Here is a 19,578-nt window from a genome sequence, read left to right on the forward strand (position 1 = left end):
TTGATGCGTTTGTCAGAGGGGGACGGCGATCTGGTCGTCGTCGTGGGCCTTGGGGCCGCGTTTCATCGTCATCGGCAGCACCCCGGCGACGAGACACAGGCCGGCCGTGAGCAGCCACGCGGACGCGTACGAGGCAGCTCCCGAGCGCAGCGCGCCCGAGACGCTCGCGCCGATTCCGGCGCCGATCATGTGCGACGCGTAGATCCAGCCGAAGACGACGCCGGACGCGTGCAGCCCGAAGTGACGGCGACACAGCTCGACGGTGGGCGGCACCGTCGCCGTCCAGTCGAGGCCGTAGAAGACGACGAACGCCCACATGGGCATGTCGACGCTCGGGCCGAGCAAGCCGTTGATGAACACAAGCGAGATGCCGCGCGTGACGTAGTAGATCGCGAGAAGAATGCGCGGGTGTAGCGGTCGGTCAGCCAGCCGTCACCCAGGCGACACCCCAGGCGGGGTGACGGCGGGTGCTGGTCACGTGCGGCTCCTCGGCGACGGCGGATGCCTGATGGTAGGGACTACCCGCGAGTCGTCACCGCAGCTGCCCACGCCTCGGCTGCGTCAGGTTTCACACCTGACGCACTTCGGTGCACCTGACGCAGTTCGAGCGTGCTCAGACTGCGTCAGGTGCACCGAACTGCGTCAAGCGATGGGCGCCGACGGCGTCAAGCGACGAGGCGCCCCGCCGGGCGTCAGGCCTGTTGCGCGCGCTGCGCGTCCTCCATGACCTGGCCGAAGCGCTCACCCATGCGCTCGGCGAGGGCGTGAGCGGCCCTGAGCGGGCGCACCATCACCATGAACTCGACGATCTTGCCGGCGTCGTTGTAGACGAGGAAGTCGCAGCCGGTGATGTCGAGTCCGTTCACCTTGGCCTCGAACATGAAGGCGTCGTTGACGCCGTTCGGGTCGCGGATCTCCCGGACGTACGTGAGGTCTTCGAAGACCTCGGCGACGGCGCGAAGGATGGCGCCAGTGATCGCCTTGCCCTCGTACGGCTTGTGCGCGACGGGGCTTTTGAAGACGACGTCGTCGGCGAGCATCGCCTCGACCGCGTCCATGTCCTTGGCGTCGACTGCGTCACGGAACGACATGCTCACTCCTGGTGTTCGGGTGGCTTCGACCCTACTGCGAGCGCCCAGAGATGGTGGGTTTGGCTGAAGATGCGACGGATATCGCTGCCATCTTCAGCCAAACCCACCATCCAGCCTGGCCGGGACGAGGGCGTCAGTCGTCCAGCCCGTACAGCGCCTTCGCGTTGGCGCTGAGCACGCCGTCCTTCTCGTCGTCGGTCAGCTTGCTCGTGCGGATGTAGTCGAACGCGCGTACGTACTTCTCCTCCTGGAAGTACGGGATGTCCGAGCCAGCGAGCACCTGTTGCGGGCCGTACACCTCGGCGGCCAGGCGCAGCGAGGGCTCGAAGAAGTTGGCAGCGTCGAAGTACATCTTCCGCAGCGACTCGTGCGGTGAGCGCTCGAACGCGCCCCAATCGGGGTAGTTGTCCTCGAGGCGCTGCGTCATGAACGGCAGGTCGCCGCCGAGGTGCGCGACGTGGAACGTGATGTTCGGGTAGCGGTGCGGCAGGTCCTTCTTGAGCAGCTGCAGCGTGGCCGTGCCGTCCTCGAGGAGCGCGCCGTTGACCCACTCAAGGTTGAAGCCGGTGATCTGCGGCGAGCTGAGCCCGCTGCCCGTCGGGTGGATGTTGACGACGGTGCCTCGCTCGTCGAGCGCCTCCCAGACGGGGTGAGGCTGTCATCGGTCAGCGACATGCCGTCGGGGAAGAACGTCGCGAACGAGACGCCGACGAAGCCCGGCTGGTCGAGGACACGCTTGAGCTCGGCGATCGCCTCGTCGGCGTGCGGCAGCGGCAGGGCGGCGTAGGCGAGGAAGCGGCCGGGGTGCTCGGCCATGAGGCGCGCGTACTCGTCGTTCACCCGTCGGGCGGCGTCGGCCGCGGCCTTCGGGTCGGTCAGCGACGGGCCCGCTCAACCCATCGTCCTAATCGGCCGCCACGCTGCGCAGGTAGCGCCCGAAGTGGGGCACGGTGAACGCGATGCGCCCGCGCTCGCCCGAGTAGACCAAGCCCTTCTTCATGAGCGAGTCCCGCGCCGGAGAGAGCGACTGCGGCTTGCGCCCCAACACCTCGGCCACCTTCGACGTCGGCACCGACTCGATGTCGTCGAGCCCGGGCGTCTCCCCGGATTCGTCCGCGGCCGCAGCCTCAGCGATCGCCGAGGCCGCGTCGGCCATCGCACGCAGATACTCGCGCTCCCCCGGCGTCGCACGCTCGTATCGCGAACCGAAGAACCCGACGGCGAGTTCGGCCTCGGCCTCCGGCAACGCCACCTTCACGTCGTCCGCCGTGATCGGTGACCCCGGTGCGAGATCCCACACGCACGCGCCGTACGCCTGGATGAAGTAGGGGTAGCCGCCGGTCGCGGCGTACATCGCCTCGAGCGCGTCGTCGGCGAACTCGGCGTCCTCTTCCTGCGCCGGGCCCTGCAACGCGCGGAACGCCGCATCCTTCGGCAACCGGTCGATGCGCGCGTACCGGAACAAACGTTCGCTGTACGACTTCGACGCCGACAACACCGCCGGCAGATGCGGCAGCCCCGCCCCCACGACGATGACGGGCAGAGAGGCCTGACTCATCTCGTGGCACGCCGCGCACAGCGCCGAGACGTCCTCCGGGTCGAGATCCTGCATCTCGTCGATGAAGATGGCGACGCCCTTGCCGACGTCCGCCGCGAGGCCGCCGACGTCGGTGAGCAGTTCGACGAGGTCGATCTCGATGTCACCCGAGTCGGCACGCCCCGTGACAGCCGGGGCGTCGATGCCCGGGTTCCAGCGGTCGCGCAGCTTCGCCTTCGGGTCGACGTCGCGCTGCGCGAAGCTCTTGATGACGCCGAGCACGTGATCGACGTCGTCGTCCTGCGGGTGCCCGAGTTCGCGAACCGCAGTGTGCAGCGCACTCGCGAGCGGCCGGCGCAGCCGCTGATCGGGGCGAGCTTCGAACTTGCCGGTGCCCCAGTGCGCCCGCACCGCACCCGATCGCAGCGTGTTGAGCAGTACCGTCTTGCCCACGCCGCGCAGCCCGATGAGCACGATCGAGCGCTCCGGGCGGCCCTTCGCGATGCGCGCGACGACGACGTCGAACGTGCTGATCTGCTCCTCACGCCCCGCCAGCTCGGGCGGACGCTGGCCGGCGCCGGGCGCGTACGGGTTACGAATCGGATCCATGCCCACCACCGTATTGCGCGCTCTAGGCGAAGATTGAGATTTGCGCGGCGTGGCGGCAACCACTCGTCTGCTCGGCTCCGATCCTCCGGCTGTCGACCATTGCCGAAGCGACTACTCAGACGCGGTCTTCATCGCCGGCAGCGCGCTGTAGGCGGCACGGATGTGCGTCTCGATGCGCTGCGCGGCGTCCTCGCCGTCACCTGCTTCGAGTGCGGCGAAGATGCCCTCGTGCTGCTCGCAGAGCATGCCGCGGAAATCGGCGTACTCCCCACTGCTCAAACCTTGTTCGGCGACGAGGATCGGGGCGCGCAGCGACTCGCGCACGGCGATCGTCAGGTCCGTGACGAGGGTGTTGTCGGCCGCCCGCGCGATGGCGACGTGAAAGTCGGTGTCCAGTCGGTCCAACGTTTCGATGTCGACGCCCTCCCCGCGCATTTCTGCGAGCAACGTCCTCATCGTCTCCAGCGCCTCTGGCGTCACGGACGCCGCGGCCAGCGTCGCGCTCGAACGCTCCAACGCCACACGCAACTCGACGACCTCGCGCAGCCGCCCGCCCGCGAGCGCCACGTGCAGGCGCAACAACCGCGTCAGGGCGCGCGTTCGCGCCCGGATGATGCGCGTTCCGCCGGTGGCCCCGGCTCCCACGGACGACTCGACGACGCCCTGCGCCTCCAGCGCACGGATGGCCTCACGGACCGCACCTCGCGAGACACCGAACTCCGTGGCGAGCTCACGCTCGGCGGCCAGGGTGTCGCCGATGTCGAGCGACCCGTCGAGGATGCGCTCCTCGATGTGCGCCCGCACGATGTCGAAAGCCTTCGGCTTGTTCGGCATGGGCCACCCTCCTCGATGTTCGCCACATCCTAGGGCGACTTACCGATTACCTCCGTCGTCGAGGCACTCCGCGAGCGCGAGCACAGACCGCCCATCGACACACTCAAAATGGTCAAAGCATTGACGTAGATCACATTCACCTCTACATTCGTCAAATGGTCTGACCAATAAGTGCAGGCCCCTCTCGCCTGCGTGGCGCCTCCTGAAACGGCTGAACTCCCATGAGCTACACCCCTGACCTCGCGCCCCTCGGGTCGCTGTGGGGCTCCGCGCTCGTCGCGACGTTGCCCCTGCTCACCGTCTTCCTCACGCTCGGCGTGCTGCGCTGGAAGGCCTACCAGGCGGGCCTCGCCGGCCTGGCCGTCGCGCTCGTCGTCGCCATCGCCGCGTACGGGATGCCCGCGAAGCTCGCCTTCCTCTCCGCGAGCCAGGGCGCCGTCTACGGCCTCTTCCCCATCGTGTGGATCGTCTTCGCGGCGATCATGCTCTACCAGGTCACCGTCATCAGCGGCCGGTTCAAGGATCTGGCGGCCGTCTTCGACATCCTCAGCGATGACCCGCGCATCCAAGCCATGCTCATCGCCTTCTGCTTCGGCGGCCTGCTCGAGGCCCTCGCCGGGTTCGGCGCTCCGGTCGCCATCACCGGCGTCATGCTCGTGGCCGCAGGCTTCTCCGCGCTGCGCGCCGCGACGGTCGTCCTCGTCGCCAACACGGCGCCCGTCGCGTTCGGCGCCATCGCCATCCCGATCATCACCGCGGGTGACCTGACGAAGATCCCCTACCAGGAGATCGGCGCCTACGTCGGGCACCAGACGCCGGTCATCGCCGTCTTCGTGCCGCTGTTCCTCCTCATCCTCGCCGACGGCCGCCGCGGCGTCAGGGACGCGTGGCCCATCGCTCTCGTCACGGGCATCGCGTTCGCGGTTGCCCAGTGGATCTGCGCGTCGTACGTCTCGGTCGAACTCACCGACATCGCCGCCTCGCTCGTCGGCCTCGCCGTCGCCGTCGCGTTCCTTCGCGTGTGGAAGCCCAAGGGCACCGCGGAGGCCACGGCTCGCCTCACCGCCGAGCGCGAGGAGGAGCGCGCGAAGCTCCCCGCCGACGCGCAGACCGTCGAGGCTCCCAACGCGGAGCCGGTCGGGCGCATGACCGCCGGCCGACTCTTCATGGCGCTCTTCCCCTACCTGCTCGTCATCGCGGTCTTCGCCGCGGCGAAGCTCGTGAAGCCGCTCAGCGACTTCCTCGCGAGCACCGACCTCAAGATCCACTGGCCCGGCCTCGACGGCCACATCCTCACCGCGGCAGGCAAGGTCTCCGGCACCACCATCTACAAGTTCCAGTGGCTCTCGAGCCCGGGCACACTGCTCATCCTGACGATGATCGTCGTCGCGATCGTCTACCGCGTCGGACCGGGCAAGGTGGTCAAGGAGATGGGCAAAACGCTGCACCAGCTGCGCTTCTCGGCCCTGACGATCGCCGCCGTGCTCGCCCTCGCCTACGTCATGAACCAGTCGGGCCAGACGATCACCATCGGCTCGTGGGCCGCCGGAACCGGCGCGGCGTTCGCCTTCCTCTCGCCGATCCTCGGCTGGCTCGGCACCGCCGTAACGGGCTCCGACACGAGCGCCAACGCCCTCTTCGCGACGCTCCAGCAGACCGCCGCGCAGAAGGCCGGCATCGACCCGACGCTCCTCGTCGCAGCGAACACGACCGGTGGCGTCGTCGGCAAGCTCGTCTCGCCGCAGAACCTCACGATCGCGGCCACCGCCGTCGGGCTCGTCGGCCACGAATCGGCGATCCTCCGTAGGGTAATCTGGTGGAGCCTCGGCATGCTGGCCGCGCTGTGCCTCCTCGTCGGCCTGCAGTCCACCCCGGTTCTTTCCTGGATGCTCCCGTGACCTCCCACCAAGGAGACGTGATGACCACGAACGACCTACCCGGCGCGGGCAAACGCGTCGCCCTCTTCGCCACCTGCGTCAACGACGTGATGTTCCCCGAGACGCCGAAGGCCGTCGTCCGGCTGCTCGAACGGCTCGGATGCGAGGTGGACTTCCCTCCGGCGCAGACGTGCTGTGGGCAGATGTTCACCAACACCGGCTACTTCGACGAGGCGCTGCCGAGCATCCGCACGTACCTCGACGCCTTCGAGCCCTACGACTACATCGTCGCCCCGTCGGGTTCGTGCGTGGGAAGCATCCGCGACCAGCACCCGATGCTCGCCGAACGCTCGGGTGACGACGAGTTGGCGGCGCGCGTCGCACGGACGTCCGCGAAGACCTACGACCTCACGGAACTCATCGTCGACGTCCTCGGTGTCACCGACGTGGGCGCCTACTTCCCCCACCGCGTCACCTACCACCCCACGTGCCACTCGCTGCGCATCACGAAGGTGGGGGATCGCCCGTACGAGTTGCTGCGCAACGTGAAGGGCATCGAACTCGTCACGCTGCCCGACGCCGACCGCTGCTGCGGGTTCGGTGGAACGTTCAGCGTGAAGAACCCGGATGTGTCGACGGCGATGACGGCCGACAAGGCCCGCCACGTCGCCGACACCGATGCCGAGTACGTCGTCATGGGCGACAACTCGTGCCTCATGAACGTGCAGGGAATGCTGTCGCGCCAGCGATCGCAGGTGCGAGGAATCCACCTCGCCGAACTGCTCGCGCACAGCGAGGAAGACTTCGCCGCCGCCGAACCCGACGTGGAAGGAGCCCTGTCATGACCCGCCTGACGCCCGCGCCGCCCGCCGGCGAACTCATCGACTCACCCCCGTTCCCCAAGGCCGCGCCGGTGCAGCTCGCAAATCCGGTGCAGCGCAAGAACCTCCATCACGCCATGACGACGATCCGCACCAAGCGCGCGAACGTCGTCGCGGAGAAGGCCGACTGGGAGGCGATGCGCGTCGCCGGGGCGCAGATCAAGGACCGCACCCTGCGTCACCTCGACACCTACCTCCTACAACTCGAGGAGTCGTTGCAACGCAACGGTGTCCACGTCCACTGGGCGACGGACGCGGACGACGCGAACCGCATCGTCCGCGAGATCGTCGACGAGCGACTCGCGCGCGAGGACGCCGTCGCCGCGCCCCGTGAGGTCGTCAAGGTCAAGTCGATGGCCACGCAGGAGATCGAACTCAACGAGGCCCTCGAGGACGCCGGCATCGCGGCGTGGGAGACGGACCTCGCCGAGCTCATCGTGCAACTGGGCCACGATCGCCCGACGCACTTCCTCGTACCCGCCATCCACCGCAACCGCGCCGAGGTACGCGAGATCTTCCTCGAGGAGATGGGCCGCTACGGCAAGGCTGCTCCCGCGGATCTCGACACCGAACCAGTGCATCTCGCAGGGGCGGCACGCGAGCACCTGCGCGAGAAGTTTTTGCGCGCGAAGGTGGCGGTGAGTGGAGCCAACTTCGCCGTCGCTGAGACGGGGACGCTCGCCGTCGTCGAGTCGGAGGGCAACGGGCGCATGTGCCTGACGCTCGCCGACACCCTCGTCTCGATCGTCGGCATCGAGAAGATCCTGCCGACGTTCGCCGACCTCGAGGTGTTTCTCCAGCTCCTGCCGCGCAGTTCGACGGCGGAGCGGATGAACCCGTACACGTCGCTGTGGAGCGGCCCCGCCGAGGGCGACGGCCCGCAGGAGATGCACGTCGTCCTCCTCGACAACGGGCGCACCGACGTCCTCGCCGACGAGGTCGGCCGCGACGCGCTGCGCTGCATCCGCTGCTCGGCGTGCCTCAACGTCTGCCCCGTGTACGAGAAGGTCGGCGGCAACGCGTACGGCTCGGTCTACCCCGGCCCCATCGGTGCTGTCCTGACGCCGGCGCTGCGTGGCACCTCGTCCCCGATCGACCGGTCGCTACCGTTCGCCTCGAGCCTGTGCGGCGCGTGCAACGACGTGTGCCCCGTCAAGATCCCGCTCGCGGAACTGCTCGTGCACCAGCGCAACCGCGTCGTCGAGGCGAAGAAGAAGGACACGATGCCGCACGCCGAGGCCGCCATGATGGCGAGTGCGTCGTGGATGATGGCCGACCACCGTCGATGGTCGATGGCGACGAAGTCGTCCGGGCTGGCCGGGCGTGTGCTCGGGCGGCGCATGGAGTCGTTCGGGCCACTGCCTCCGCCGCTGTCGCGGTGGACGAACGCGCGTGACGTGAAGATGCTGCCGACCGAGTCGTTCCGCGACTGGTGGGCCCGCGAACGAGGGGGCAAGCGATGAGCAGCCGTGACGTCGTGTTGGCTCGGGTGCGCGAGGCGCTCTCCGACGTCTCGGGCGCGGCCGACGAGGCTCCGGTCGAGTGGACCTACGGAGCCCCGACGGCGATGGACGAGCCGGTGCTCGACCGCTTCGTCGAGCGCGTGGAGGACTACCGCGCCGTCGTCGAGCGGTGCGGGGCCGACGAGGTTCCGGCGCGCGTTGCTGCGGCGCTCGCCCACTACGGCGCGACGTCGCTCGTCCGCCCGCCCGGGCTCGACGACGCGTGGCTGACGCAACTCGACGGCGTCGAGGTGATCAAGGATTCTGCTCTCACACCGCTGCAACTCAACAAGATCGACGCTGTGGTCACCGCGTGCGCGGTGGGCGTCGCGGAGACGGGCACCATCGTGCTCGACCACGCCGACGACCAGGGCCGGCGTGCGCTTTCCCTGGTGCCGGACATCCACGTCTGCGTCGTTGCCGCGGATCAGGTGGTCTCCGACGTGCCCGAGGCGATCACGCGCCTGGGAGATGCAGCGACGTCACGTCGCCCGATGACGTTCATCTCCGGCCCGAGCGCGACGAGCGACATCGAGCTCTCCCGTGTCGAAGGCGTGCACGGCCCGAGGACACTGCACGTCATCGTCACGGAGTAGCTGATTCTGTAGACGTTGCGCGTCACATAGCGCGCGCAACGTCTACAGAATCAGCGCAACCGGGTGACTTCGAACTCGCTCGCGGGGTGCGCGATGGCCTCCTGCGCCTCGATGAGGAGGATCTCGCCCGAGCCTGCGGCGTGCGTGCGCTCCATGACGTCGTAGATCGACGACGCCGTGGCCGCGAGTGCCTCGGCCGGCGTGGACGTCATGTAGCGCGCGAGGAAGATGGCGGCCGTCGCGTCGCCGGAGCCCGAGACGTACATGGGCAGCAGCGGCGTCGTGACGATCCAGGCACCCTCGGCGTCGACGACGGCCATCTGGACGGAGTCGGCCGGCGTCTCGTCGGTCTGCACCGACGTCACGAGGACGACCTGCGGCCCCTTGGCACGCAACGCGTCGGCGGCGGCGAGCAGGTCGGCGACGCTCGAGACGCTCTGACCGACGAGGAACTCGAGCTCGAACTGATTGGGCGTCAGGATGTCTGCGGCCGGCACGACGACGTCGCGCATGAACTCCGGGATGCCCTCGCGCACGTAGAAGCCCCGGCCGACGTCACCCATGACGGGGTCGGCGCAGTACAGGGCCTTCGGGTTGGCGGCCTTGACGCGGGCAACGGCGTCGAGGATGACCTCACCGACCTTCTCGCCACCCTGGTAGCCCGAGAGCACCGCGTCGCAGCGGTCGAGGACGCCCCGCTCCTCGATGCCGGTGATGACGTCGCGCACCGTTTCCGGTTCGAACACCGGGCCGCGCCACTCGCCGTACCCCGTGTGGTTGGAGAAGTGCACCGTGTACACCGGCCACACCTCGTGCCCGAGTCGCTGCAGCGGGAAGACTGCGGACGAGTTTCCGGCATGGCCGTAGGCAACCGACGACTGGATCGACAGGATGTTCACGTCCGCCACCCTAAATCGGAAGCCGTTCGTCGACGACGCGCCACGGGGCTCAGGCAGTAATCAGCCACGACCGGAAGGTGCCACCTTCAAACCAGCACCACAAGCTACGAGACGACAGGAGGGCAGCGCCCCGGGCCACCTTGGTCATCAACAGCTGGCGATCCCCCGGACGAGCGCAAAGCCGCAGTGGCCACCCAGAGGCGGGTCGCGCGTGAGAACCGGAACTACACGTTGCCACGAACTTTTACGCGCACTGCTTCGCAGAGCCCTCTCTCACGAACCGACGAAACAAACTGAAAGCAGAGGTCACAGGCCGAAGAATCCGAACCGCGCCCCTCTTGATTCGCGCAGCAAACTTCTTACTTTCCATCTCTTCTTTACGCTGCGCATAGTAGATTGGATTTTTACCTTGATCGCCTCAGTGCACCGCTCTTCTGCGGGCCGAGAAATTGACTTGGTAAATAGGTCGCCCACCCAGAGCGCTGCCACCAGACATACCGGTCCAACAAACACACCCCACTGCGGGAGCGCACTTTCGACCTCGGAAGCGAAGACCAAGGTGCCCCCCCCCCCAGCAGTGGCACCATCCAAGCAGCCGCTCGCTTAGAACGCTCCTCGAACTTGACTTTCACATCTTCAGGTATCCATGCGTGCCTATCTGGTTTTTTTGTACCCCTCCCTCGGGAAAAACATTTGCCTTTGGGAATTGCTTGATCAACCATCTCCGGCGCAATCTTTTTCGACACCCTCTATCATGCCCAGATCTCAGCCACATCCAATTGACTCTGCATAGCAGTCGCCACCATGACTATGAACGCACCCAAGACTCCCACGACTCGCCATCCCTTCACGTTTTCTGAGCCCACTTCCTCAACGCAACCAAGGTATCTGTAGAAGTCCACTTAGTTGGCAAGAAGTTTGCCTCGCACGAAGAAGACCTCCACCATCGCTCCCAGGGCGTGAATTCTGCGCAGCGGTCGCCCCTGCCGATGACGGCGCGAACATGGCAGGGTGGAGGCATGAACACGGTTAACCCCAAGGACATCGCTGACGACGCCGTCGTTCTCGACGTGCGCGAGCAGGACGAGTACGACGCCGGTCACGCGCCGCGCGCCATCCACATCCCCCTCGGTGACCTGCCGAACCGCCTGAACGAGCTGCCCGAGGTGGACGGCGACCTCCCGGTCGTGTGCCGCAGTGGCGCGCGCAGCGGCCGCGCCGTCGAGTGGCTCACCGGCCAGGGCCGCGCCGTCGCCAATGTCGAGGGCGGCATGAAGCAGTGGAACGCCGAGGGCAAGACGATCGTCTCCGACTCGGGCGACGCAGCCATCATCTGAGCCCGTACCACCCCGAGCGGCGGCACCCTGACGAAGGGTTGCCGCCCGTTCGGCGTCCCCGAGGGGCGCTGGGCTGAGTTCCCTGCGGTGGGGTCGAGGCAGACACGGCCCAGGGGCAGGAAAGTCTGCCCAGCGACCCAGGGTGCCGAAACGGACCGATTGTCGGTGCGCGCCGCGCTCCGACGTCCACGGAACGCACAGGCCGAACCGGCATACTGGCCCGTATGGAAGGCAAAGCAAAGCTCTGGCGCGATCGCGTCATCCTCGTCGCGGTCGTGTGGGCCATCTGGGCACTCATCACGACGTTCGTCGTGCAGCCCTTCCGCATCCCGTCGGCGTCGATGGAGAACACCCTGCAGATCGGCGACCGCATTGTCGTCAACAAGATCACGCCGCGTTTCGGCGAGGTCAAGCGGGGAGACGTCGTCGTCTTCAAGGACCCGGGCGACTGGACGCAGCCCGTGCCGAGCGGAAACGCCGTGTTCGGCGCGATCCGCAAGGTCGCCGAGGTGACGCACCTGTCGGCGAGCGGTTCCCACCTCGTCAAGCGTGTCGTCGGCGTCGGTGGGGACAAGGTCTCGTGCGAGGGCCTGGGCAACAAACTCAAGGTCAACGGTGTCGAGGTCGACGAGCCCTACCTCAAGTCCGGCGTGCAGCCGTGCGCCGAGAAGTTCTCCATCACGGTGCCCGACAACAAGGTCTGGGTCATGGGCGACAACCGCAGCGACTCCGCCGACAGCCGGTTCCACGACGACGGCACCGGCAAGCTCGGCAGCGTGCCGCTCTCCGACATCACCGGCAAGGGACTCGCGGTCGTCTGGCCGATCAGCAACGTCTCCGGTGGCCACAACGCGGAAGAGGCCTTCGCCAAGGTGCCTGCCGCCGAGTAAGCCCTGAGCGATGCCCCCTGTGCCGAAGGCGCGGGGGGCATCGTCAACCCTGCGGCCCCGAAACTCCGGCTCCACCCGCACACGACGATGCCGCCGCTCGGTATCGAGCGGCGGCGTTGTCGAAGGTCTGTCAGTAGCCGGGCGCGGCCGGCAGGTCGAAGAGCTCCTCGAGCGTCTTGATGTCGCGGCGCTGGTGGAGGAAGCGGGCGACGTCGTCACCGACGTAGCGCAGGTGCCACGGCTCGGCGCGGTAGCCCGTCGTCTTCTCCTGGCCGTCCTGGTAGCGCACGACGAAGCCGAACTCGTGCGCGTGGGCGGCCACCCACTTGCCCGTGGGGGTGTCCTTGAACGACTCCTCCAGCTCGTGCACGGCGTCGGCGCCGCGCACGTCGATCGTCAGGCCGAGCTGGTGCTCGCTGTGGCCCGCGCGCGCCGAGTACGTGTCGGCGGCCTTGCGGCCGTCGCGACGTTCGTAGCTCGCGTAGAGGCTTTCCTGGTGCTCGAACGAGCGGTAACCGCTGACGGCCTCGAGGGTGATCTTGTCCTTCTTGGCCGCCTTGATCATGCGCGTGATCGGCTGCTCCAGCCGCTCGTCGACGACGACGGCCCCCGTGACGGCGAGCTTCTCCGGCTTGTCCTCGTGGGTGAGGGCCACGTGCTTGTTGACGATGCGCAACTCCGACGTGCGCAGTGCCTCGACCCGAGTGTCGACGTCGATCGCGCGGCGCGTGTCGGCCACCTCGACGATGACGCGCGACCGTGCGTTCTTCGCCACCGCGAGGCCGAGCACGGCGATGTCCTTCACGGCCGTCTGACTGCGGCTCTCGGCTCCCTGCGAAGCCTTCAGGACCTCACCCGAGCCAACCCGCGCCACGACGGCGACGCGGTCGGGCGTCACGGGCAGGCCGACGACGTGCGGTTCGTTCTCGTCGCTTCGTGCGGCCTGTGCCGTTCCGGCACCCAGCATCGCCAGAGCCAGGGCAGCACCGGATCCTGCGATCGCCTCGCGGCGAGTCAGGTCACTCATGGTGGCTTCTTTCGTTGTCGGCCCCTTCGCGGCCTCAACGGTATCGAGCCCCGAAGGCCGGTGTCACCTTGTCGTGCTGTGAAATCGTGTGATTCGGGTTATTTCAACAGCTTGCTCATGCGCCGGTCGGCGAGCGGTTTGCCGCCCGTCTGGCACGTCGCGCAGTACTGCAGCGAGCGGTCGGCGAACGACACCTCGCGGACGACGTCGCCGCACACCGGGCACGCCTCCCCTGTCCGGCCGTGCACCCGCATGCCGGCGCGCTTGGCGTCCTTGAGTTCCTTCGCAGGCTTGCCCGAGGCCGCCGCGACGGCGTCGGTGAGCGTTGTGCGCAGCGCCTCGTAGAGGGTGTGGACCTGCTCGGGCGTGAGCGCCGTCGTCATGGCGAACGGCGACAGCTTGGCGACGTGGAGCACCTCGTCGGAGTAGGCGTTGCCGACGCCGGCGATCTCCGACTGGTCGCGCAACAGCCCCTTGATCTGCATGCGTCGTTCGGCGACGAGGGCCGCGAACGCCTCCTCGGTGAACTCCTCGGACAGCGGGTCGATGCCGAGCTTCGCGACGCCGGGCACCTCCTGGACATCGCGCACGAGGTAGACGGCGAGGCGCTTCTGCGTACCCGCTTCGGTGAGGTCGAAGCCGGCCCCGTCGTCGAGGCGCACGCGCACGGCGATGGGCGACTTCCCGGGGCGCAGCGTCGTCGTCGGGAGGTTGTCCGACCAGCGCAGCCACCCCGCTCGCGAGAGGTGGAAGACGAAGTGCAGCCCCGAGGCCTCGATGTCGACGAACTTGCCGTGGCGGTGCACGGCGTCGACGACGAGCCCCTCGAACGCCTGCGGCGGAGGGTCGAACGTCTTGAGCACCGCGAACGACGCCAGTTCGACGCCGACGACGGCGCGTCCGACGAGTCGTTCGGTGAGGAATCCGACGAGGCCGCTCACCTCGGGCAGTTCAGGCATGACCGAGCACCTTCGAGACGTGTCCGTGCAGGACGAATCCGTTGGGACCTTCGAACCACGGCACACCCGGCACGCGGCCGACGACGTCGTCCATCTGGAGCGGGTGACCGTGGCTGAGCACCTGCTGCGCCACCGTCAGCTGCCGGATCGCGACGCCCGCGACGTGATCGGGGTAGCTCAGCGCGAACTGCTCGTAGATCGACGGGTCGTGCTGGCCGTCGTCGCCGACGAGCAGCCATTCGATGTGCGGGAACTCGGCGGCCAGGCGCCGCAGCCAGCGCCGCTTGTGCGCCTGCCCCGAGCGGAACCAGGACGTCTCCGTCGGGCCCCAGTCCGTGAGCAGCAGTGTGCCGCGCGGGAATCCGTGCCGGCGCAGGAAGCGGGTGAGCACCGGCTGCGTGTTCCAGGCGCCGGTGGAGAGGTAGAAGACGGGCGCGTCCTCGTGCTGCGCGAGGACCGAGCGGTAGAACGCGGCCATGCCCGGCACCTCACGGCGCACGGTCTCGCGGACGACGAACGTGTTCCACGCGGCGATGAGCGGGCGCGGAAGCGCCGTGATGAGGGCCGTGTCGTCGATGTCGCTCACGATGCCGAAGCGCACGTGCCCGCCGATGATCTGCACCGGAGCCACCGCGGTGACGCCGTCGCACTCGACGTGGGCGTCGTGCCAACCGTGACGCAGGCCGTGCCCGGTGACCTCGACCTCGAAGTAGCCGCCGCGATCGGTGAGGCCCGTCGCCGTGGCGTCCCCGAGCGTCACCGTGACCTCGCGTTCGGTCTCCGGCACGGAGAAGAACGCCTTGAAGCCGCGCCGGACGAGGGAGTCGTCGCTCGCCGTCGGCACCGACGGCTGCCCGTCCTTGCCGAGCACGACCCGACCGAGGACGCGCGCGATGCCGTCCTCGGGGATGCGTCGCTTCGGGCCGGACGAGGCGCGCCAGCGCGACGTCGACGGCTTCGGGGTGCGCTCCAACGGGTCGCGACCTTCGAGCGCGGGATCGACCGAGCCGTACCCGACGTAGGGAAAGACGCGCGTCGACCAGTCACGCCGCGAGAGAACGGACGCGGCGGAGCTGTTGAGCTTGTCCTCGACCCGTGAGGCGAAGTGGGGGCGCGCCATGGGCCCACTGTAGAACGCCGGTCTGACGACCCCCTCCACGACACGATGGGCCCCAACGCGACGCGCAGGCGAACGGAAGGGGACCTACGTCCCAACGATGCCCCCGACCCCTTCCGGGAAGCGCCTCGAAGGCGGACAATAGTCACATGGGAAAGAAGTTCAAGACGCAGGACGAGACCTGGCAGCACAACTACCCGTACGACGTGAAGATGACACGCACGGAGTACGAGTACCTCAAGCGCCAGATGCAGATCGAGCTGCTCAAGATGCAGGCCTGGGTCAAGGAATCGGGCGAGAAGGTCGTCCTCATCTTCGAGGGGCGTGACGCCGCCGGAAAGGGTGGGTCGATCAAGCGGTTCAACGAGCACCTCAACCCCCGTGGTGCACGCACCGTCGCGCTCAACAAGCCCACCGAGGAAGAACTCGGTCAGTGGTACTTCCAGCGCTACGTCTCCCACCTGCCCACCAAGGGCGAGATCGTCTTCTTCGACCGCTCCTGGTACAACCGCGCCGGCGTCGAGCGCGTCATGGGCTACTGCACCGACGAGCAGTACGACGAGTTCATGCGCACCGCGCCCGAGTTCGAGCGCATGCTCGTCGGCTCCGGCATCCACCTGCGCAAGCTGTGGTTCTCCGTCGGCAAGGCCGAGCAGCTCACGCGCTTCGAGAAGCGCCGCACCGACCCGGTGCGCCAGTGGAAGCTGTCGCCCACCGACCTCGCCTCCCTCGACAAGTGGGACGCCTACACCGAGGCGAAGGAGGCCATGTTCGAGCACACCGACACCGAGTGGGCTCCGTGGACCGTCATCAAGAGCAACGACAAGAAGCGCGCCCGTGTCGAGGTGATGCGCTACGTGCTCGACTCGCTCGACTACCCGGGCAAGAACACGGACTTCATCCACGAGCCCGACCCGCTCATCGTCGGTTCGGCCAAGCAGATCCTCGACGAGGGTGAGGGCGGCTTCCAGCACGGCTACCCCGACCGGTCGAACGGCGGCAAGAAGCCGAAGCCCGGTATGGCGCCGAAGTCGAAGTCGGCCAAGGCCGCGCGTGAGAAGGCGGAGAAGGCTGTCCGCGAGGCTGCCGTGAGCGCCGAGAAGGCGGCCAAGGCGACGGCGGCTGCCGACAAGGCTGCGGACGACGAGGCGTCGTCCCAGGGCGACAAGAGCTGAGGCTCACTGCCACAGAAACGCGGATCGGTCGCGGACTACGTGCCCGCGGCCGATCCGCGTCGTGGTGCTGTGATGCGTGACGGTGTCAGCGCCGTCCGTTGCTGTTGCGCTGTGCCGTGAGGCCACGGTCGAGGATGTCGAGGGCCGCGTCGAGGGTTTCCAGCTCGTCCTCGGTGAACCCCTCGAGCAGCGGGCTGACGACCTCCGCACGCGCTGTGCGCGCTTCCATGAGCACCTCGCGGCCCGCCTCCGTCATCGACACGAGCGTGGCGCGCGCGTCACGCGTGTCGGCGGTGCGCGAGACGAGGCCGAGTGCCTCGAGGCGCTGCACCTGCGTCGTCATCGTCGGCTGTGAGGAGTTGTCCGCAACGGCCAGATCACCGATGCGGGACGGGCCGAGATCGTTCATCAGGGAGAGCAGACGCAGCTGGGCCGCCGGCGCAGGCAGTTGGGCCTGGCGAGTGGCCCATCGGTTGAGTCGGGCCACGATGAGGAGGAGATGGTCGCCACGCGAACTGGTCATGCCGTCCATGATAGTTCGCACGCGAACGCCACCGCAGGGCTCTTCGAGAGTCCGACGGTGGCGTTCGCGTGGAGGGTCAGCTGCGCAGTTCGCGCTTGAGGATCTTGCCGGTGGCGCCCTTCGGCAGCGCGTCGATGAACGTGACGGTGCGCGGGTACTTGTAGGCGGCGACGCGGGCCTTCGCGAATTCCTTGACGTCGTCCTCGGAGAGCGACGAGCCCGGCGTGCGCACGACGAAGGCTGCGATCTCCTCGCCGTAGTGCTCGTCGGGCACACCGACGACGGCAACCTCGGCGATCTCCTCGTTCTCGTAGAGCGCTTCCTCGACCTCGCGCGGGTACACGTTGTACCCGCCGCGGATGATCATGTCCTTGGCGCGGTCGACGATGAAGAAGTAGCCGTCCTCGTCCTGGTGGGCGAGGTCGCCACTGAAGAACCAGCCGTCGCGGATGGCCTCGGCCGTGGCGTCGGGGCGGTTCCAGTAGCCCTTCATGAGCAGGTGGCCGCGAATGGCGATCTCGCCGACCTCACCCTGGGCAACGGGCTTGCCGTCGCTGTCCGCGACGATCATCTCGACGCCTTCGATCGGCGTACCGATCGAACCGGGCTTGCGCTCTGCGTTCGGGTGGTTGAACGACGCCACGGGCGAGGTCTCGCTCAGGCCGTAGCCCTCGAGGATCGTCGCCTCGAAGCGCTGCTCGAACTTCTTGAGCACCTCGACGGGCATCGCCGAACCGCCCGAAGCGCAGGTGCGCAGCGACGACATGTCGTAGTCGTCACGGTTCGCGGCCGCGGCGAGCATCGCCTGATACATCGTGGGCACGCCCTGGAAGATCGTCACCTTGTCGCGGCCGACGACGTCGAGCGCCTTGTTCGGGTCGAAGCGCGGGATGAGCGTGAGCGTGGCGCCCGTGGCGACGGAGGTGTTGAGGCCGCACGTGAGGCCGAAGACGTGGAACAGCGGCAGGCAGCCCATGATGACGTCGTCGGAGGTGATCGCCATGAGCGTGCGAGCCGAGACCTCCTGGTTGATGTCGAGCGAGCGGTGCGTGAGCTCGGCGCCCTTCGGGCGGCCGGTCGTGCCGGAGGTGTAGAGGATGACGGCGGTGTCGTCGTCGGCGCGGTCCACGACGTCCGGCGTCGGCTCGAGCGCACCGAGGACGCCCTGGAGCTGATCGGCACCGACCTCGACGTACTCGACGTTCTTGTTGGCCGCGCCCTTGGCCGATTCGCCGCCCATGCCGAAGACGAGCTTCACTCCCGCGTCCTCGAGGTAGTACTCGACCTCGCGCGCCATGAACAGCGGGTTCATCGGCACGAGGACGGCACCGGAACGCCACACGCCGTAGGCGATGACGGGGAAGGCGGGGACGTTCGCCAGGCTCAGCGCGACGCGGTCACCGGGCTCGATGCCGTGGTCGCGCAGGAAGGTGACGACGCGCTGCGTGGCGTCATCGAGCTGGTGCCAGGTGAGGGTGAAGTCGTCGAGCTTGATGGCGGCCCCGTCGGGCAGCTTCTGCGCCGTGCGCACGAGGTTGTCAGCGAGGTTCGTCATGAACGTGAGCCTAGTCACTTCGCGCCGTATTGAGCAATGATCAATAGAGGTTCGTACCGTCTGTTCGCGGAGCGAAACGGGTCAGAGCCAGGAGACGTGTGGCTTGAGCAGCGCGTACCCGACGAACGAGACGATGTCGAGGATCGTGTGGGCCACGACGAGCGGCATGACACGGCGCGTGCGGGTGTAGAGCCACCCGAAGATCAGGCCCATGACGACGTTGCCGACGAACCCGCCGATGCCTTGGTAGAGGTGGTACCCACCGCGGATGAGCGCACTGACCACGATGACCTTCGTGCGCCCCCACCCCGCCTGCGACCACCGCGTGAAGAGGTAGCCCACCATGACGACCTCTTCGAGCAGCGCGTTCTGCACAGCCGCGAGGACGAGGACGGGCACGACCCACCAGTGATCGGAGAGGCCCGACGCGACGACGGTCGTGTTGAGGCCCGCAGCACGGGCGCCGAGGTACAGCGCAAGGCCGGGCAAACCGATGACGGCGACGAGCAGCGCGCCGAGCACCGCGTCGGGGCCTTTGCGCGTGCCGTCGAGGCCGATGAACCCCAGCGGGTTGCGCATCGAACGCCCGAGGAGGTGGGCGGCGAGCGCCGCCGGTACGAGGGCGAGCGCAATGCCGATGAACTGGCTGAGGGCGTCGAGCCACTCGAGCGACGAGCGGGACGCGTTGAGCGTCGAGGTTTTCGTGCTGAGCGACGTGCCGACGGCGCGGGCCTCGAGCGCCTTGCGCAGCAGCGAGATGGTCGACCAGATGGCGCTTGCACCGAGGCTCACGAGGAGAACGAGCCAGGTCTCGGTGAGCACCTGACGTCGGGTGAGCGCCGCACGGGGACGCAACGGTGGAACGGCCAGCACGGACCCGGGCCAACGAACGCCCCGGCCCTTCGTCTGTGCGAGCGAGTCGGGGGTCGTCACAGCAGCACTCTCGAGATCGCTTTCGAGAGTGCCATCGGGGCGCGCGGGGTCAGCGTCCGTCGGACTCATCGCTCGCGGTGCGGCTCGTGTCGTCGGGAAGCTCGTCACCGTCGACGTCGGGGCCGACGCCCTCGTCGAAGTCGACGTCGCCGTCCTCGTCGAGCTGGTGGACGGGCGCTTCGTCGTACGGGTCGTTGTCGAAGTCGTCGCTCATGGCGTCATCCTTGCAGGCGCCC

The 19,578-nt window shown here is 67.9% G+C and carries 19 protein-coding genes and 2 pseudogenes; 7 read left to right on the forward strand and 14 right to left on the reverse strand.

Annotated features, from left to right (window positions below; all coding sequences use genetic code 11):
* Positions 1-12: 12 nt before the first annotated feature.
* From H7F30_RS02315 to H7F30_RS02335, 6 genes and pseudogenes are all read right to left on the reverse strand, one after another.
* Positions 13-360 (reverse strand): hypothetical protein, encoded by a 348-nt coding sequence (locus tag H7F30_RS02315; protein WP_187036463.1) that lies wholly within the window; start codon positions 358-360, stop codon positions 13-15.
* Positions 361-692: 332 nt separating this feature from the next.
* Complete coding sequence (locus tag H7F30_RS02320; protein WP_187036464.1) at positions 693-1,091, reverse strand: nuclear transport factor 2 family protein; 399 nt, start codon at positions 1,089-1,091, stop codon at positions 693-695.
* 133 nt (positions 1,092-1,224) lie between these two features.
* A pseudogene (locus H7F30_RS14840) lies at positions 1,225-1,728 on the reverse strand (amidohydrolase family protein); the annotation flags it as partial.
* Between the two features lie 41 nt (positions 1,729-1,769).
* Positions 1,770-1,970 (reverse strand): annotated as a pseudogene (locus tag H7F30_RS15040) (amidohydrolase family protein); the annotation flags it as partial.
* Positions 1,971-1,995: 25 nt separating this feature from the next.
* Complete coding sequence (locus H7F30_RS02330; protein ID WP_187036466.1) at positions 1,996-3,237, reverse strand: ATP-binding protein; 1,242 nt, start codon at positions 3,235-3,237, stop codon at positions 1,996-1,998.
* A gap of 111 nt (positions 3,238-3,348) precedes the next feature.
* The gene (locus tag H7F30_RS02335) at positions 3,349-4,071 is read right to left on the reverse strand and encodes a FadR/GntR family transcriptional regulator (protein WP_187036467.1); all 723 of its coding nucleotides are present in this window, start codon (positions 4,069-4,071) and stop codon (positions 3,349-3,351) included.
* Between the two features lie 221 nt (positions 4,072-4,292).
* Here H7F30_RS02335 and H7F30_RS02340 point away from each other — a divergent pair, with 221 nt between their 5' ends.
* The 4 genes from H7F30_RS02340 to H7F30_RS02355 are packed head-to-tail and all read left to right on the forward strand — an operon-like array spanning position 4,293 to position 8,927.
* A complete protein-coding gene (locus tag H7F30_RS02340) occupies positions 4,293-5,969 on the forward strand; it encodes an L-lactate permease (protein ID WP_187036469.1) in 1,677 nt (558 codons plus the stop codon).
* A gap of 20 nt (positions 5,970-5,989) precedes the next feature.
* Positions 5,990-6,793 carry a (Fe-S)-binding protein gene (locus H7F30_RS02345; RefSeq protein ID WP_118913845.1) on the forward strand — a complete coding sequence of 268 codons (804 nt, stop codon included), beginning with the start codon at positions 5,990-5,992 and terminating at the stop codon, positions 6,791-6,793.
* Positions 6,790-8,292, forward strand: a complete 1,503-nt coding sequence (locus tag H7F30_RS02350) for a LutB/LldF family L-lactate oxidation iron-sulfur protein (RefSeq protein WP_187036471.1) — start codon at positions 6,790-6,792, stop codon at positions 8,290-8,292. The genes H7F30_RS02345 and H7F30_RS02350 overlap by 4 nt, the downstream gene beginning before the upstream one ends.
* Positions 8,289-8,927 (forward strand): LUD domain-containing protein, encoded by a 639-nt coding sequence (locus H7F30_RS02355; protein WP_187036473.1) that lies wholly within the window; start codon positions 8,289-8,291, stop codon positions 8,925-8,927. The genes H7F30_RS02350 and H7F30_RS02355 overlap by 4 nt, the downstream gene beginning before the upstream one ends.
* 50 nt (positions 8,928-8,977) lie before the next feature.
* Here the strand turns inward: H7F30_RS02355 and pdxY are convergent, their stop codons facing one another.
* Positions 8,978-9,826 (reverse strand): pyridoxal kinase PdxY, encoded by an 849-nt coding sequence (gene pdxY / locus H7F30_RS02360; protein WP_047311190.1) that lies wholly within the window; start codon positions 9,824-9,826, stop codon positions 8,978-8,980.
* 1,019 nt (positions 9,827-10,845) lie between these two features.
* On the opposite strand from pdxY, the gene H7F30_RS02365 reads away from it, so the two are divergent.
* Together H7F30_RS02365 and lepB are read left to right on the forward strand one after the other, a co-directional pair.
* Complete coding sequence (locus H7F30_RS02365; RefSeq protein ID WP_129666390.1) at positions 10,846-11,163, forward strand: rhodanese-like domain-containing protein; 318 nt, start codon at positions 10,846-10,848, stop codon at positions 11,161-11,163.
* A gap of 224 nt (positions 11,164-11,387) precedes the next feature.
* Complete coding sequence (gene lepB / locus H7F30_RS02370) at positions 11,388-12,053, forward strand: signal peptidase I (RefSeq protein WP_187036475.1); 666 nt, start codon at positions 11,388-11,390, stop codon at positions 12,051-12,053.
* A gap of 130 nt (positions 12,054-12,183) precedes the next feature.
* Here the strand turns inward: lepB and H7F30_RS02375 are convergent, their stop codons facing one another.
* From H7F30_RS02375 to H7F30_RS02385, 3 genes are all read right to left on the reverse strand, one after another.
* Positions 12,184-13,080 (reverse strand): M15 family metallopeptidase, encoded by an 897-nt coding sequence (locus H7F30_RS02375; RefSeq protein ID WP_187036476.1) that lies wholly within the window; start codon positions 13,078-13,080, stop codon positions 12,184-12,186.
* Positions 13,081-13,178: 98 nt separating this feature from the next.
* Positions 13,179-14,039, reverse strand: coding sequence for an Fpg/Nei family DNA glycosylase (locus tag H7F30_RS02380; RefSeq protein ID WP_047310784.1), 861 nt, complete (start codon positions 14,037-14,039; stop codon positions 13,179-13,181).
* On the reverse strand, positions 14,032-15,159 hold the full coding sequence (locus H7F30_RS02385) for an App1 family protein (protein ID WP_047310785.1): 1,128 nt from the start codon (positions 15,157-15,159) through the stop codon (positions 14,032-14,034). The genes H7F30_RS02380 and H7F30_RS02385 overlap by 8 nt, the downstream gene beginning before the upstream one ends.
* 146 nt (positions 15,160-15,305) lie before the next feature.
* On the opposite strand from H7F30_RS02385, the gene ppk2 reads away from it, so the two are divergent.
* The gene (gene ppk2 / locus H7F30_RS02390; RefSeq protein ID WP_047310786.1) at positions 15,306-16,331 is read left to right on the forward strand and encodes a polyphosphate kinase 2; all 1,026 of its coding nucleotides are present in this window, start codon (positions 15,306-15,308) and stop codon (positions 16,329-16,331) included.
* Positions 16,332-16,416: 85 nt separating this feature from the next.
* Here the strand turns inward: ppk2 and H7F30_RS02395 are convergent, their stop codons facing one another.
* From H7F30_RS02395 to H7F30_RS02410, 4 genes are all read right to left on the reverse strand, one after another.
* Positions 16,417-16,854, reverse strand: coding sequence for a MarR family winged helix-turn-helix transcriptional regulator (locus H7F30_RS02395; RefSeq protein ID WP_187036478.1), 438 nt, complete (start codon positions 16,852-16,854; stop codon positions 16,417-16,419).
* A gap of 76 nt (positions 16,855-16,930) precedes the next feature.
* Positions 16,931-18,409, reverse strand: a complete 1,479-nt coding sequence (locus H7F30_RS02400; RefSeq protein WP_118913860.1) for a long-chain fatty acid--CoA ligase — start codon at positions 18,407-18,409, stop codon at positions 16,931-16,933.
* An 81-nt stretch (positions 18,410-18,490) separates the two neighbouring features.
* Complete coding sequence (locus tag H7F30_RS02405; protein WP_370562854.1) at positions 18,491-19,342, reverse strand: CPBP family intramembrane glutamic endopeptidase; 852 nt, start codon at positions 19,340-19,342, stop codon at positions 18,491-18,493.
* Between the two features lie 49 nt (positions 19,343-19,391).
* On the reverse strand, positions 19,392-19,556 hold the full coding sequence (locus H7F30_RS02410; protein WP_156170145.1) for a hypothetical protein: 165 nt from the start codon (positions 19,554-19,556) through the stop codon (positions 19,392-19,394).
* Positions 19,557-19,578 lie beyond the last annotated feature (22 nt).

This window comes from Dermacoccus sp. PAMC28757, from assembly GCF_014302635.1.
In the GTDB taxonomy this organism is placed as follows: Bacteria; Actinomycetota; Actinomycetes; order Actinomycetales; family Dermatophilaceae; genus Dermacoccus; species Dermacoccus abyssi.

What these genes read in the sequence shown, in the direction of transcription:
- H7F30_RS02320 (WP_187036464.1), bottom strand. Translation starts at nt 1,091, where the DNA reads ATGTCGTTCCGTGACGCAGTCGACGCCAAGGACATGGACGCGGTCGAG.
- H7F30_RS02330 (WP_187036466.1), bottom strand. Translation starts at nt 3,237, where the DNA reads ATGGATCCGATTCGTAACCCGTACGCGCCCGGCGCCGGCCAGCGTCCG.
- H7F30_RS02335 (WP_187036467.1), bottom strand. Translation starts at nt 4,071, where the DNA reads ATGCCGAACAAGCCGAAGGCTTTCGACATCGTGCGGGCGCACATCGAG.
- H7F30_RS02340 (WP_187036469.1), top strand. Translation starts at nt 4,293, where the DNA reads ATGAGCTACACCCCTGACCTCGCGCCCCTCGGGTCGCTGTGGGGCTCC.
- H7F30_RS02345 (WP_118913845.1), top strand. Translation starts at nt 5,990, where the DNA reads ATGACCACGAACGACCTACCCGGCGCGGGCAAACGCGTCGCCCTCTTC.
- H7F30_RS02350 (WP_187036471.1), top strand. Translation starts at nt 6,790, where the DNA reads ATGACCCGCCTGACGCCCGCGCCGCCCGCCGGCGAACTCATCGACTCA.
- H7F30_RS02355 (WP_187036473.1), top strand. Translation starts at nt 8,289, where the DNA reads ATGAGCAGCCGTGACGTCGTGTTGGCTCGGGTGCGCGAGGCGCTCTCC.
- H7F30_RS02365 (WP_129666390.1), top strand. Translation starts at nt 10,846, where the DNA reads ATGAACACGGTTAACCCCAAGGACATCGCTGACGACGCCGTCGTTCTC.
- lepB (WP_187036475.1), top strand. Translation starts at nt 11,388, where the DNA reads ATGGAAGGCAAAGCAAAGCTCTGGCGCGATCGCGTCATCCTCGTCGCG.
- H7F30_RS02375 (WP_187036476.1), bottom strand. Translation starts at nt 13,080, where the DNA reads ATGAGTGACCTGACTCGCCGCGAGGCGATCGCAGGATCCGGTGCTGCC.
- H7F30_RS02380 (WP_047310784.1), bottom strand. Translation starts at nt 14,039, where the DNA reads ATGCCTGAACTGCCCGAGGTGAGCGGCCTCGTCGGATTCCTCACCGAA.
- H7F30_RS02385 (WP_047310785.1), bottom strand. Translation starts at nt 15,159, where the DNA reads ATGGCGCGCCCCCACTTCGCCTCACGGGTCGAGGACAAGCTCAACAGC.
- ppk2 (WP_047310786.1), top strand. Translation starts at nt 15,306, where the DNA reads ATGGGAAAGAAGTTCAAGACGCAGGACGAGACCTGGCAGCACAACTAC.
- H7F30_RS02395 (WP_187036478.1), bottom strand. Translation starts at nt 16,854, where the DNA reads ATGACCAGTTCGCGTGGCGACCATCTCCTCCTCATCGTGGCCCGACTC.
- H7F30_RS02400 (WP_118913860.1), bottom strand. Translation starts at nt 18,409, where the DNA reads ATGACGAACCTCGCTGACAACCTCGTGCGCACGGCGCAGAAGCTGCCC.
- H7F30_RS02410 (WP_156170145.1), bottom strand. Translation starts at nt 19,556, where the DNA reads ATGAGCGACGACTTCGACAACGACCCGTACGACGAAGCGCCCGTCCAC.